Origin of the sequence: Kitasatospora sp. MAP12-44 (assembly GCF_029892095.1) — a bacterium.
GTDB lineage: Bacteria > Actinomycetota > Actinomycetes > Streptomycetales > Streptomycetaceae > Kitasatospora.
Genome location: NZ_JARZAE010000004.1, coordinates 6,563,399 through 6,578,073, shown reverse-complemented (window position 1 = coordinate 6,578,073; position 14,675 = coordinate 6,563,399). Strand labels below are relative to the sequence as shown.

Genomic DNA, 14,675 nt, shown 5'->3' with positions numbered 1-14,675 from the left:
CCAGGTGCACGGTGGCGCGGACCAGCGGCGCGACCGCCGGGTCGAAGAGGTCGGCCCGCTGCTGGGCGGCGAACTCGGCACCGGCCGCCTCGATCTGCTCGGCGTCCAGCGCACGCAGGTCGTGCAGGGCGAGCGGCAGTTCGACGGTGGTGTGGACGAGCTGCAGCGGCTGCGAGTAGTCGGTCAGGTGAGCGGACGTGCGCAGGATGTCGTGGCGGGCGACGACGGTCGCGATCGCCTCGCGCAGGGCCTCGGCCGAGAACGGCTCGCCGTCCGGGATCCGGAAGGAGTTGATGTTGTGGTAGCTGCGGCGCTCCGCACCCGCGAGCATCTCGACGAGCATGCCGGTCTGGATCTGGGAGAGCGGGTAGGCGTCGTCGGTGCCGGCGGGGAGAGCCGCCCGGTCCTCGGGGCTGATCAGGGTGAACGGCTCGACGCTGCGGAAGAGCAGGACCTCCGCGTCGCTGGCGGTGCTGTTGGCGGCCAGGGCGGCGATCGTGCGGTGAGCAAAAATGTCGCGGATGGTCAGGCTGTGCCCGCTCTCGCGCAGGGCGCCGGTGAGGCGGACGGCGCGGATCGAGTCGCCGCCGAGGTCGAAGAAGCTGTCGGCGGTGCTGATCGTCTCCAGGTCCAGGCCCAGGACGTCCGCCCAGGCGGCGGCGAAGAGCTTCTCGGTGTCGGTGGCGGGAGCGACGTGCTCGGCGCTGGCGTAGGCGTCGCGGCCGGGGAGCGGGAGGGCCTTGGTGTCGAGCTTGCCGTTGTTGGTCAGCGGGATCCGGTCGATGGCCAGGAAGGCGCTCGGGATCATGTACTCCGGCAGGACGGCGGCGAGCTGCTCGCGCAGCGCCTCCGCCTCCGGTTCGGCGCCGACCAGGTAGGCGACGAGAGAGTTCTCGCGGGCGATGACGACCGCGTCCTCGACGCCGTCCAGGCGGCGGAGCTGGTTGGTGATCTCCCCGAGCTCGATGCGGTAGCCGTTGATCTTCACCTGGGTGTCGATCCGGCCCAGGAACTCAAGGCTGCCGTCGGCGAGGCGGCGGGCGAGGTCGCCGGTGCGGTAGAGCCGGGATCCGGCGGGGCCGTAGGGGTTGGGGATGAACTTCTCGGCCGTCAGGTCGGGACGGCCCAGGTAGCCGCGCGTCACGCCCGCACCGGAGATGTGCACCTCGCCCGGGACCCCGACCGGCGCCAGCGCGCCGAAGGCGTCCAGGACGTGCATCGCCGTGTTCGGGATCGGCTCACCCAGCGGGATCGTGCTCAGCTCGCTGGTCGCGACCTGGCCGGAGTTGCCGACGGTGATCTCCGTCGGACCGTACTCCGTCGCCAGGACCGTCTCCGTGCCAGCCAGGCTGCGCCAGCGCTCGGCGAGATCGGTGGTGAACGTGTCACCGGCCGCGATCACCTGCCCGGCCAGCGTGGACGCCTGCTCGGCGGACAGCTGGTGGGTGAGCAGCTCCAGGTGGGCGGGGGTGAGCTTGATGAAGCTGTACGGCGCCCCGGCGGCAAGCGCGGCGCCGAGGTCGGCGGTGTCCAGGTCGTGCGCCAGCAGGTGGACGGGCTGGCCGGTGACCAGCGGGGTGAAGATGTTCGGGATGCCGAGGTCGAAGGTGATCGGCGAGAACAGCGGCGCACCACCGGGGGCCGTCGCGTAGGTGGCCTTGGTGAAGGCCAGGTAGTTCGCCAGGCCCTCGTGGTGGGCCAGCACACCCTTCGGCGTGCCGGTCGAGCCGGAGGTGTAGATGACGTAGGCGACGTCCAGCGGGTGGATCGACCGCTTGGGCGCGGTCGCCTCCGAGCCGTCGACGGTGTCCAGCAGCACCAGCCGCGCCCCCGTCTCGGGCAGCGTCGACGCCAGCGCGGAGGTCGTCAGGACGACCTGCGCGGCGGTGTCGGTCAGGATGTGCGTCAGCCGCTCGGCCGGGAGCTTCGGGTCCAGCGGCAGATACGCCGCCCCCGCCTTCCACGCCGCCAGCAGGCCCGCCACCATGTCCGTCGAGCGCTCCAGGTAGATCCCCACCGGGCCGTCCACGCCCAGCGACGCGAGCTCACGGGCGATCCGGTTGGCCCGCCCGTCGAGCTCCCGGTAGCTCATCCGCTGCTCGCCGAAGACCACCGCGACAGCCTCCGGAGTCACCGCGGCTTGACCCTCGAACCGGTCGATCACCAGATCCGCCACCGGCCGCTCCACAGCCGTACCGACCGCCAGCAGGCGGACCTGCTCGTCCGCCGGGACGACCGCGCCCAGCGGGCTGCCGTCCGCGTCGGCGGCCATCGCCGCCAGCACCGTGCGGTACATCGCCGCCAGCCGCTCGGCAGAGTCCGCCGTCAGACTGCGCGTGGTCGCGCTGAGGTGGATGCCGCCGTTCTGGGCGATCACGTTGAGCGCGAACTCGTTGACCGCGCCACCGATGGTGCCCGCCCGGTCGATCTTGCCGTCGTCGACCTGGTGGAAGTCCAGGTAGTCGAACAGGACGGTGATCAGTCGCTCCGCACCCGAGGCACGCTGGATGGCCGGCAGCGGGTGGCGCCGGTGGCCCCAGATCTCCGTCTCACGGGCGAACACCTGCCGCACGGTCTCGACCCAGGTCGTCGCCGACCCGGCCGTGAAGGCGATCGGCAGGGTGTTCAGGTGCATGCCCAACACCCGCTCGGCGCCCGGCACTTCGAGTCGGCCGTGGGTCACCAGACCGGTGTGGAAGGCGCTCTCGGTGGTGAGCGAGCTCAGGACCGTCAGGTGCGCCGCCAGCAGGACGGTCTTGAGCGAAGCGCCCGCCCGCCGTGCCAGCGCGCGCAGCCCGTCCTCCAGATCCCCGTACTCGGCCGTGACCCGGAGCGGATCGGCCCCCTCGTCGCTCCCCCAAGCCTGCGGCAGGACGAACGGCGTGTGGCCATCGGTGATCCCCTTCCAGTAGGACCGGTCCTCCTCGCTCTCCAGCGACACCAACTCCGCTGCCACGAAGTCCGCGTAGCGCACGCCCGCGGCCTCGTGGACGGGCTGCTCCTGGCCGTCCCGGATGGCCCGGTAGGCGGTCAGCAGCTCCATGGTCAGGGAGTTGAGGCTCCAGCCCTCGGTGATCGCGTGGCACTGGGTCAGCGTCAGCCGCCAGGCGGCATCGGACTCCAGGTGCACGCTCACCCGCAGCAACGGCGCCACCGACGGGTCGAGCGGCTCGGCCCGCTGCGCGGTGACGAACTCCTGCTGCGCCTGGTGCAGTTCAGCGGTGTCCAGGTCGCGCAGGTCGTGCACGGCAACCGGCACCTCGGCGTTCGCGTGCACCAGCTGGAGTGGCTCGCTGTAGCCGTCGAGGTGCATCGAGGTGCGCAGGATGTCGTGACGCTGCACAACGACCCGCAGCGCGGCCTCCAGGGCGGTCGGTGAGAACGCCTGAGTGTCAGGGATCCGGAAGGAGTTGAGGTTGATGTAGGCACCCTCGACAGTGCTGGTCAGCATCTCGACGAGCATGCCGGTCTGCACCTGGGAGAGCGGGTAGGCGTCGACCACGTCGGCCGGCAGCGCCGCCCGGTCCGCCGCGCCGATCTGCTCGAACGGTGCCACCGGCACGAACGCCTCGGCCGCCGAGCCGGGCACCGCGTGCGCGGCCAGCTGGGCGATGGTGCGGTGAGCAAATATGTCGCGGATGGTCAGCACGTGGCCCAACTCGCGCAGCGCACCGGCCAGTCGGACGGCGCGGATCGAGTCGCCGCCGAGGTCGAAGAAGCTGTCGTGGACGCTGATCTGCTCGACGTCCAGGTCGAGGATCCCCGCCCAGGCTCCGGCGAAGAGCAACTCGGTTGCTGTGGTCGGTGCGACGTGCGCAGCCGTGGCGAAGGCGTCGCGGTCCGGGGCGGGCAGAGCGCGGGCGTCGAGCTTGCCGTTGTTGGTCAGCGGGATGCGGTCGATGGCGACGAAGGCGCTGGGAACCATGTAGCTCGGCAGCAGGCCCGACAGGTGGGTGCGCAGCTCGATCGGGTCGAGCGCCGCATCCTCGGTGGTGACGATGTAGGCGGCGAGGGTCTTGTCGCCGGGGATGTCCTCGCGGGCGATGACGGCGGCGTCGCGGACCGAGGTGTGGGTGCGCAGCTGGTTGGTGATTTCGCCCAGTTCGATGCGGTAGCCGCGGATCTTGACCTGGGTGTCGATGCGTCCCAGGCATTCCAGGCTGCCGTCCTCCAGGCGGCGGGCGAGGTCGCCGGAGCGGTAGAGGCGGGCTCCGGGCGGGCCGAAGGGGTCCGGGACGAAGCGCTCGGCCGTCAGCTCGGGGCGGCCCAGGTAGCCGCGGGCCACGCCGGCGCCGCCGACGTAGATCTCCCCGGGCACGCCGACCGGCACCAAGTTTCCCTGCTCGTCCAGGAGGTGGATCGCCAGGTCGGAGAGCGGACGGCCGACGAAGCTGCGGTTGGGCTGGGCCAGGTCCAGCTCGCCCAGCTCGTGGTACGTCGAGTGGACGGTCGTCTCGGTGATGCCGTACATGTTCACCAGCACCGGACCCGACAGGCCCAACCGGTCCGTCCACGGCAGCAGGTCCCCGGTCTCCAACCGCTCACCGGCGAACACCACCGCCCGCAGGCCCAGTTCATCGATCCGCGCGTCCCCCGCCGCCGCCAACGCCGTCAGCGAACGGAACGCCGTGGGCGTCTGGCACAGCACCGAAACCCGCTCCGCGACCAGCAGGTCCAGGAACTCATCCGGCGAGCGCAGCGTGTCGAACGACGCCACCACCAGACGGCCACCGTGCAGCAGCGCACCCCACATCTCCCACACCGACACGTCGAACGCGTAGGAATGGAACAGCGTCCACACGTCCTCGGACGAGAACGTGAAGTCGTGATCGGCCGAACGCAGCAGCCGCAGCACGTTCGCGTGGCTCAACGCCACACCCTTGGGCCGACCCGTCGAACCCGAGGTGTAGATCACGTAGATCAGGTTCTCCGGCGATGCCACAGGCACCGGGTTGACCGCCGGGCGGCTCGCGATCACAGCCGCGTCCGCATCCAGCAGCACCCGCGTCCCCGCGTAGTCCGCCGGCACACTCTCCAGCCCCGACATCGTCACCAGCAGCGACGCACCCGCATCCTCCAGGATGTAACCCAACCGCTCCACCGGGTTCGCCGGGTCCAACGGCAGATACGCCGCACCCGACTTCAGCACACCCAGCAGCGCCGGCAGTAGGTCAAGACCGCGCTCCAGCGAAACACCCACCAACTGGTCCGGACCCGCACCCAGTTCACGCAAGTGGTGCGCGATCCGGTTCGCCCGCTCGTTCAGCTCCCGGTACGACAGCTCCACACCCTCGAACACGACCGCAACCGCATCCGGTGTCCGCTCAGCCCGCGCCTCGAAGACCTCGTGCACGCAACGCTCCACCGGCTCCACCACCACCGGGTTCCACTGCTCCAGCAGCTGGACGGACTCCTCCGGCGACAGCAGACCCATCGCCGAGAGCCGGTCCTGCGGCCGGGCGGTGACCGACTCCAGGAGCTGCAGGAAGTGCCCGGCCATCCGCTCGGCGGTCGTCCGGTCGAACAGCGCGGTCGCGTAACCGAGGCGGGCCCGCAGCTCGCCCTCGGCGGCGTGCGTGACGTTCAGCGTGAGGTCGAACTTGGCGATCCGGTCCTCCAGGACCGACTCCAGCCGGAGGCCGTGCAGGTCGAAGGCGCTCTCGCGGTCCTCGTGCATCACGAAGTCGGCCTGGAAGAGCGGGGTGCGCGAGAGGTCGCGCTGCGGCTGGAGCTCGTCGACCAGGCGGGCGAACGGCACCGCCTGGTGGTCGAAGGCCTCCAGCACGGTCTGCGCGGACTGCTTCAGCACCGCGGCGAAGCTCGGGTCCCCGGTCCAACGGCCGCGGATCGCCAGGGTGTTGATGCCGTAGCCGATGATCTGCTGCAGCTCGGGCCGGTTGCGGCCGGAGACGGTGACGCCGACCGGGATGTCACTGGAGCCGGCGTAGCGGCCGAGCATCAGCTGGTAGACGGTGAGCAGGAAGGTGAACGGCGTGGTGCCGTGCTCCAGGCTGAGTTCGCGCACCCGGTCGGCGAGCGCGGCGGGAACCGTGAACGGCACGGAGTCGCCGGCCCAGCTGCGGACCGCCGGGCGGGGCCGGTCGGTGGGCAGCTCCAGCGGCATGACGGCGTCCAACTGGTAACGCCAGTAGGAGAGTTCGCGCTCCAAGGTGTCACCGGTGAGGTGCTTGCGCTGCCAGGCTGCGTAGTCCGCGTACTGCAGCGGCAGCGGCTCAGCCGTCACGCTCGGCCCCGCCACACTGGCACCGGTCACCGCACCCCGGTAGAGGTCGCTCAGCTCACCCGCGAAGAGCCGCATCGACCAGGCGTCGCAGGCGATGTGGTGGAAGGCCACCACCAGGACGTGGTCGGTGGCGTCGTGTCTGATCAGCTTGGCCCGGACCGGCGCGGTGTGCTCCAGGTCGAACGGCAGGGCGATCTCGGCCTCGACGGCCGCGCGCAGCTCCGCCTCCCCGGTGACCTCCAGTAGCGGCAGGCCGACCGGCCGCGGCGCGTCGATCACCTGCACCGGCTCACCGCCCACCAGCGCGTAGCGGGTGCGCAGGATCTCGTGCCGCTCGACGATCCGCTCCCAAGCGCCGGTCAGCGCGCCCCGGTCGAGCTCGCCGCGCAGGCGCAGCACCAGCGGGACCACGTACTCGGTGGAGTCCGGGTCCATCCGGTTGAGGAACCACATCTGCTGCTGGCCGAAGGAGAGCGGCAGGGGCGCGGTGCGGTCGGCCCGCTCGATCGTGGTGCGGCGGCCGCCGCCGCCGTTGCCGCGGCCGGCCAGTCGGCGGCGCAGCAGCTCGGCGCGCAACGAGGCCGTGTCCTGGTTCTGGGCAACTGGTCCGTTGCTGTTCATGCCTGGGGCTCCTTGACCGTGTCGGTGGTGAAAGCAGAGGTGGGCGAGGTCATCGCCTCGAGCGTGGTGGGCGAGGTCATCGCCTCGAGCGTGGTGGGCGAGGTCATCGCCTCGATGGCGTCGGCGAGCCGGCTGACCGTCGGGTGGTCCAGCACGGTGCGCAGGCCGATGTCGTGTCCGAGCTCCTCGCGCAGGCGGTCGGCCAGGCGGGCGGCTCGGATGGAGTTGCCGCCGCTCTGGCGGAAGTCCTCGTCGATGCCGGCCGGCTCGGTGCCGAGGACGTCCTTCCAGCAGGCCGCCAGCAGTTCGTGCAGCACGGTCACTGGTGGGCGGGGGGCTGCGAGGGCGTGCTCGGGCCAGGGCAGGGCGCGGCGGTCGGCCTTGCCGCTGATGCTGAGCGGGATCCGGTCGATCGCCACAAAGCTGCTCGGGATCATGTACGTCGGCAGCAGCTGGCTGAGGTAGCGGCGGTAGCGCGTGGCGTCGACTCGGCCACTGGCCACCACATGCGCGACCAGCAGGCCGTTCTCCCGCAGCGTGACGATCGCCTCGCGGATCCGCGGGTGGCTGGTGAGGGCCGACTCGATCTCGCCGAGTTCGATCCGGTAGCCCCGGATCTTGACCTGGGTGTCGATTCGGCCCAGGAACTCCAGCGAGCCGTCCAGCAGTCGGCGGGCCAGGTCGCCGGTGGCGTAGAGCCGGGCGCCGGCCGGGCCGAACGGGTCCGGGACGAACCGCTCGGCGGTGAGCTCGGGCCGTCCGACGTAGCCGCGGGCCAGGCTGAGGCCGCCGATGTACAGCTCCCCGGGGACGCCGGGGGCGGCGGGACGGCCGGTGCGGTCCAGCACGTGCAGCACGTAGTTGAGCAGCGGCGCGCCGAGCAGCACGGACTCGGGGTCGGTCGGGACCTCCCAGCCGGAGGCCCAGACGGTGGCCTCGGTGGGTCCGTAGACGTTGACCAGGCGGCCGACCCGCGCGCGGAGCTCCGCCGCGAGCTGCAGCGGCAGTTCCTCGCCGCCGACCAGGGCGACGGTGTCCGGGCCCTCGAAGCCGGCCGCGAGCAGCACCCGCCAGCCCGAGGGGGTGGCCTGGACGTGGGTGACGCCCCGGTCGGTGATCAGGGTGCGCAGCGCGCCCGGGTCGGCGGCCTGCGCGCGGGAGGCGAGCACGATCCGCCCACCCGTGGTCAGCGGCAGGTGGATCTCCAGGTTGGAGATGTCGAAGGAGACCGAGGTGGCGGCGAGCCAGCGGGTGCCGGGCCCGGCCAGCTCGGCGAAGGAGCCGATCAGGTTGGCCAGCGCGCCGTGCGGGAGCATGACGCCCTTGGGCCGGCCGGTCGAGCCGGAGGTGTAGATGGCGTACACCAGGCTGTCCGGGGTCACCGCGACGTCCGGGTTGCCGGCAGGGCGGGCGGCGATCGCCGCGGCGTCGGCGTCGGCGTCCAGCAGGATCCGGGTGCCCGGGTAGCCGGCCGGGATGCCCGCGGTCCCGGTGGAGCTGGTGACCAGCAGCGGGGCGCCGGCGTCCTCCAGGATGTAGCCGAGGCGCTCGGCGGGGTTGGCCGGGTCGAGCGGCAGGTAGGCGGCGCCCGCCTTGAGCACGCCGAGCAGCGCGGGGATCAGCTCGATGCCCCGCTCCAGGCTGACGGCGACCAGGGTGTCCGGTCCCGCGCCGAGCGCGCGCAGGTGGTGGGCGATCCGGTTGGCCCGCTTGTTCAGCTCGCGGTAGGTCAGCTCGACGCCCGCGCAGTCCAGCGCGATCGCGTCCGGCGTCTGGGCGGCCCGGTCCTCGAAGGCGTGGTGCACGCAGCGCGCGGGCGGCGTGCCGACGGCGGGGTTCCAGGCCGTGATCAGCTCCGCGGTCTCGCGGGCCGGCAGCGGCGAGGCGGTGGCGTCGCCGTCGGGGTCGGCGGCCATCGACTCCAGCACCTGGCGGTACATCCCGGCCAGCCGGTCGGCGTAGTCGCGGCCGATCACGTCGGTGCTGGAGGCCAGCTGGAGGCGGTCGCCGACGACCGTCACGCTCAGCGCGAACTCGTTCGGCGCCGACTCGAACTCGCCGATCGCGCTGGACGGTTGCGGGTCCAGGCAGTCGAAGAGGACGGTGATCAGCCGGTCCGTACCGGCCGCGCGCTGGATGGCCGGCAGCGGGAAGCGCCGGTGGCCCCAGATCGCGCTCTCCCGGGCGCGGGTCTGCTCGACCAGCCGGGCCCAGCTGGCCGGGTTGCCGCTGTGCGGGAACGGCAGGGTGTTCAGCTGCATCCCCAGCAGCAGCTCGGCGCCCGGGACGGTGAGCGAGGTGTCGGTGACCAGGCCGGTGTGGAAGACCTCCTCGCGGGTCAGCGCGCTCATCACCTTGAGGTGCGCGGAGAGCAGCACGCTGCGCGGCGAGGCGCCGGCCCGGGCGGCCAGCGCGTGCAGCCCGTCCACCAGGTCGTCGAAGCGCACATGCAGGCGGTAGCGCTCGACCGGGCCGCGGCGGCTGCCCCAGGCCTCGGGGAGGGTGAGCGGGGCGTGCGTGTCGGTGATGCTCTTCCAGTACGCGCGGTCCTCCGGGCTTTCCAGGGAGGCCAGTTCGGCGGCGATGAAGTCGGCGAAGCCGACCGGCGGCAGCTGGTGCTCGGGCAGCTCGACGCCGTCGCGCAGGCAGCCGTACAGCTCCAGCAGCTCCTCGGAGAGCATGTCGGGGCCCTGGCTGCCGAGCAGCGCGCTGTGGTGGGTGAAGGTCAGCCGCCACGCCTCGTCGGACTCCAGGTGGGCGTTGATCCGCAGCAGCGGCCCGGTCTGCGGGTCGAAGCCGGTGGCCCGCTGGTCGGCGGTGAACTCCCACAGCGCCCACTCGCGGTGGTCGTCGCCGACCCCGCGCAGGTCGTGGATCCGGGTCGGGATCTGCGCGGTCACCCCGAGGGCGTCGGCATGCACGAACTGCAGCGGACGCGAGTAGCCGGTCAGATGCATCGTGGTGCGCAACGCGACGTGGCGCCGGGCCAGTTCGCGGACGGCGCCGGTGAACGCCTCGGCGTCGAACGGGCGGTCCTCGCGGACCTGGAAGGCGCGCAGGCTGTGGTAGACCGGGCTGTCGACGGTGGCGGCCAGCGTCTCGACCAGCATGCCCGCCTGGACCATGGAGAGCGGGTAGGCGTCGACCAGGCCGTCCGGGAGCCGCAGGCGGTCCTCGTCGCGGATCAGCGCGAAGGGGGCGACGCGGGCGTCGATGGTGGGCAGGCTCATGCCGAGTACTCCTGAGTCAGCGCGTCCAGCTCGGTCGCGGAGAGGTCGTCGATCTCGGCGCGGATCAAGTCCTCGACGGCGCCCGCGAGTTCGCGGACCGTGGTGAACTCGAAGACCGTACGGATCGGGATGTCGAGGTCGAAGATCTCCTGCAACTGCGCCACCATCCGGATCGCCAGGATCGAGTGGCCGCCGAGCTCGAAGAAGCCGTCCAGCACGCTCACCCGCTCCTGGCCGAGCACCTCGCACCAGATCTCGGCGATCCGCTCCTCGGTCGGGGTGGCGGGCGCCTCGTACCGGTCGGCGCCGGACTGCGCCTCGGGCAGCGCGCGGTGGTCGAGCTTGCCATTGGGGGTCAGCGGCAGCGCGTCCAGGACGGTGAAGGTGCTGGGCACCATGTACTCGGGCAGCGCGCCGGCCAGCCGGGTGCGCAGCTGCGCCGGGTCGAGCTCGGCGCCGTCCACCGGGACCAGGTAGGCGGCCAGCGCGCGCTCGCCGGCCTGGTTCTCGCGGACCACCACCGCGACCGCCCGCACCTGCGGGTGGGCCAGCAACTGCGTCTCGATCTCGCCCAGTTCGATCCGGTAGCCGCGCAGCTTCACCTGGTCGTCCATCCGGCCGAGGAAGGCGATGGCGCCGTCCGGCAGCCGCCGGGCCAGGTCGCCGGTGCGGTAGAGCCGGCTGCCGGGCGGGCCGTAGGGGTGCGGGACGAACTTCTCGGCGGTCAGCTCGGGGCGGCCCAGGTAGCCGCGGGCCAGGCCGTCACCGGCGAGGCAGAGCTCGCCGGTCACGCCCAGCGGCACCGGCCGGCCGGCCGCGTCCAGGATGAAGCCGGTGGTGTTGGGCAGCGGCAGGCCCAGCGGCACGGTGGTGGTGTAGGGGTGGGTGACGGGGTGGATGGTCGAGCCGATCGAGTTCTCGGTCGGGCCGTACTCGTTGATCAGTCGGCCGCCGCCCAGCGCCTGCTGCCAGCGGTTGGCGACCTTGGGCGTGAGCGCCTCACCGGCCACCACCACCCACTGGGCGAGGCCGTTGATCTGCTCGTCGGACAGCTGGTAGGCCAGCAGCTCCAGGTGCCCGGCGGCCAGCTTGATGAAGCTGAACGGGCCGGCGGCGGCCAGCGTGCGCCCCAGCGAGCCGAGGTCGAGGTCGGCGGGCAGCAGGTGGACCGGCTGGCCGGTCATCAGCGGCGCGTAGAGGTTGGTGGCCGGCAGGTCGAAGGCGATCGAGGAGAACAGCGGGGCGCCGCCGGGGGTGGTGACCAGCTCGCGGGCCGCCCACTGGAGGTGGTTGGAGAGCCCCGCGTGGGTGACCATGACGCCCTTGGGGCGGCCGGTCGAGCCGGAGGTGTAGATCACGTACGCCAGGTGCTCGGGGCTCAGCACCCGGGCCGGCGCGGTGGACGGCTGGGCGTCCACCGCCGCGCGGTCGGCGTCCAGCAGCAGCCGCGCTCCCTGGTGGGCGGCTGCCAGCGGGGCCAGCGCCGACTCGGTGACCAGCACGGCGGCGCCGCTGTCCCGGACGATGTGCTCGATCCGCTCGGCCGGGTTGGCCGGGTCGATCGGGATGTAGGCGCTGCCCGCCTTCCAGACGCCGAGCAGGGCCGGCAGCAGCTCGGGGCCGCGCTGCAGCAGGACGCCGACCGGGGTGTCGGGGCCGGCGCCGAGGGCGCGCAGCTGGTGGGCGATCCGGTTGGCGCGCTCGTCCAGCTCCCGGTAGTCGATCCGCGTCTCGCCGCTGACCAGCGCGGTGGCCTGCGGGGTCGCGGCCGCCTGGCGCTCGATCAGGTCGATGACCGGGGTGCGCTCCCAGGGCTCGGCGGTGTCGTTCCAGCGGGTCAGTACCTCGCTGCGGTCAGCGGCCGGGAGGATCTCGGCGGCGCCGAGCGCGCCCTGCGGCTCGGCCGTCACCGACTCGACGAGCTGGAGCAGCCCGGCGCCCAGGCGCTCGACGGTGGCGCGCGCGAACAGCGCGGTCGCGTACTCCAGGGCGCCGGTCCAGCTGCCGTCGGCCTCGGTGCGCACATACAGCGTCAGGTCGGTCTTGGCGGCCTGGCGGGCGTAGAGGAACTTCTCGCCGTGCTCGGTGTCGGGCATGCCGCCGTTGACCGGGCCGTCGGTGAAGTTGAGCGCCACCTGGTAGAGCGGGGTGCGCGAGGGGTCGCGCTCGGGGCGCAGCTCCTCCACCAGGCGCTCGAACGGGACGTCCTGGTGGGCGAATCCGTCCAGCGCGGTGTCGCGGACCAGGTCCAGTGCGTCGGTGAAGCCGAGCGCGGGGTCCAGGCGGCAGCGCAGCACCAGCGAGTTGAGGAAGAAGCCGACCACCCGCTCCAGCTCGGGCCGGCCGCGACCGGCCACCGGGACGCCGACCGGCACGTCCCACTGCCCGGTGTGCCGGGCCAGCAGGGTCGCGAAGGAGGTCAGCAGGATCATGAACGGGGTCGCACCGCGCTGCCGGCCGAGCGCCGTGACCGCCTCGGCCAGCTCGGGCGAGAAGGTGAACGGCACCAGGTCGCCGCGCGGGTCGCGCTCGGCGGGGCGGGCGTAGTCGGTCGGCAGCTCCAGCGAGGCCGTCCCGTTCAGCGTCGCGCGCCAGAAGTCCAGGTCGGCGGCGAGCTGCTGCGGGGTGCGGGCCTCGCGCTGCCAGGCGGCGTAGTCGGCGTACTGGACCGGGAGCGCGGGCAGTTCGGGGCCACCGGCGCAGAGCTGCTGGAACTCCTGCTCCAGCAGCGTCGCCGACCAGCCGTCGCAGGCGATGTGGTGGATGGTGACCAGCAGCCAGCGCTCGCCGTCCTGCTCGGTGACCAGCAGGGCGCGCAGCAGGCGGCCGGCGGCCAAGGCGAAGCCGTCCTCGAACTGGGCCCGGAAGACGGCCTCGCGCTCGGTCGCGGCGGCGTCCAACTCCCGCCACTCGACGGGCGCGGCGGCGCCGACCAGCTGGCGCGGCTCACCGTCCACCGTCAGGTAGCGGGTGCGCAGCGACTCGTGGCGCTCGACCAGGCGGTCCAGCGAGCGGCGCGCGGTGGCGGTGTCGACGGTGCTCGGCAGCCGCAGGAAGAGCGGGATCACCCACTCCGGGCTCGCCTTGACGGAGTCCAGCAGCCACAGCCGGCGCTGGCCGAAGGAGAGCGGCAGCGGCTCGTCGCGCGGGACGGGGAGCACCGGGGGCAGTCCGGCGGCGGGGTCCGCGACCAGCCGGGCCTGGTCGGCGACGGTGAGCGCGCCGTAGACGTCGGTGAGCTGCAGCTCGCGGCCGGTGGCGGCCCGCAGGCGCTCGGTGAGCTTGGTCAACAGCAGCGAGTGGCCGCCAAGTTGGAAGAAGTTGTCGTCCGCGCCGATGCCGTCCTGGGCCAGCAGCTCCGACCAGACCGCGGCGACCATCGCCTCCTCGGGCGTGCGCGGGGCGACGTAGGCGGGGCGCTCGAAGGCCGAGGGGGCGGCGGCCTGGGCCTGGGCCGAGGGGTCGGTGAGGCCGAGCTGCTCCAGCGTGCCGTCATGGCGCAGCCGGACCAGGCGGCCGGTGCGCAGCAGGCGGGCGCCGTCCTCGCCGTCCGGGTCGGGCAGCAGCAGGTCGGCCGTCGCGTCGGGCCGGCCGGGGACGGCGCAGCCGGTGCCGAGGCCGCCGAGGTGCAGCTCGCCGGGGACGCCGGGCGGCACCGGGTCGCCGTACTCGTCCAGCACCCACAGCTCGGGCCGGCCGACGGGGGACGGGCCCTGCGGCTGGGCGGGGTCGAAGCGGCCGGCGGCGACCTCCACGCCGCAGAGCTGCGGGCCGAAGGACTGCCACAGTTCGGCACGGCTGCCCTCGGCCCAGCGGATCAGCTGCTGCTGCGCCAGGTGGTCGGCGGCGGCCACCAGGCGGACCCCCGCGAACTCCTGCGGGTCCTGCTCGGCGAGCTCGGCGTCCAGCGGCAGCACGGTGACCCGGTGCGCGCGGACGGCGGCGAGCGGGTCGGTGCCGGCCATCACCAGCGTCCCGCCGCGGGCCAGGGTGGCGAAGACCTCCCAGGCGAGGCGGCCGGGGGTAGCGGTGCAGAGCACCCGGTCGCGCGGCGAGAGGCCGTAGCGCTCGGCGCGGCCCAGCGCGTCGCGGGCGGCGTCGGCGTGGTCCACCGTCAGCAGCGTGCCGTCGGCGGTGCGGCAGAGGGCGGCGACGGCTTCGGCGTGCTCGATCGGCTCGGTGCTCACCGCCGCGTCTTCGGCGAGCGCAGCCTCGGCGGGCGCGTCCAGGCAGAGCGTGCGGGTGGCGCCGGCCGGCGCGGCCAACTCGCCGGTGGTGAGCACCAGGTGGAGCCCGGCGGCCCTGTCGACCGGCTGCGCGGGGTCCAGCAGCAGGTAGCCGGCGCCCGCCTGCCAGACGGCCAGCAGCGCGGTCGGCAGCTCGACGCCGGCCGGCAGCAGGACGCCGACCAGGCAGCCCGGTCCGACACCGGCGGCGCGCAGCCGGTCTGCCAGCAGCGCGGCCTCGATGGCCAGGTGCTGGTAGGTGAACTCGTGGTCCTGATCAACCACGGCCACCGCGCCCGGCGCCGGCGACGCCTGCTGCACGAAGGTACTGGGCAGAAGCAGAGGGCGGGTCAA

Annotated in this window: 3 protein-coding genes (1 of these 3 cut by a window edge); all 3 read right to left on the bottom strand. The window is 73.0% G+C overall.

From position 1 onward, the window contains the following. Tightly spaced (each overlapping or abutting the next), the 3 genes in view from P3T34_RS29915 to P3T34_RS29905 form a layout consistent with a single transcriptional unit that may run on beyond the window. Nucleotides 1–6,865, bottom strand: partial view of a non-ribosomal peptide synthetase gene (locus tag P3T34_RS29915; RefSeq protein WP_280669140.1) — the beginning only. 14,708 nt of this gene lie to the left of the window's left edge; the window shows 6,865 of its 21,573 coding nt (coding positions 1–6,865); its start codon is at nucleotides 6,863–6,865; its stop codon lies beyond the left edge, outside the window. Beyond that, complete coding sequence (locus P3T34_RS29910; protein ID WP_280669139.1) at nucleotides 6,862–10,095, bottom strand: amino acid adenylation domain-containing protein; 3,234 nt, start codon at nucleotides 10,093–10,095, stop codon at nucleotides 6,862–6,864. Before P3T34_RS29910 ends, P3T34_RS29915 begins: the two co-directional genes overlap by 4 nt. Continuing rightward, nucleotides 10,092–14,675, bottom strand: a complete 4,584-nt coding sequence (locus P3T34_RS29905; RefSeq protein ID WP_280669138.1) for a non-ribosomal peptide synthetase — start codon at nucleotides 14,673–14,675, stop codon at nucleotides 10,092–10,094. Before P3T34_RS29905 ends, P3T34_RS29910 begins: the two co-directional genes overlap by 4 nt.

What these genes read in the sequence shown, in the direction of transcription:
- P3T34_RS29910 (WP_280669139.1), bottom strand. Translation starts at nt 10,095, where the DNA reads ATGAGCCTGCCCACCATCGACGCCCGCGTCGCCCCCTTCGCGCTGATC.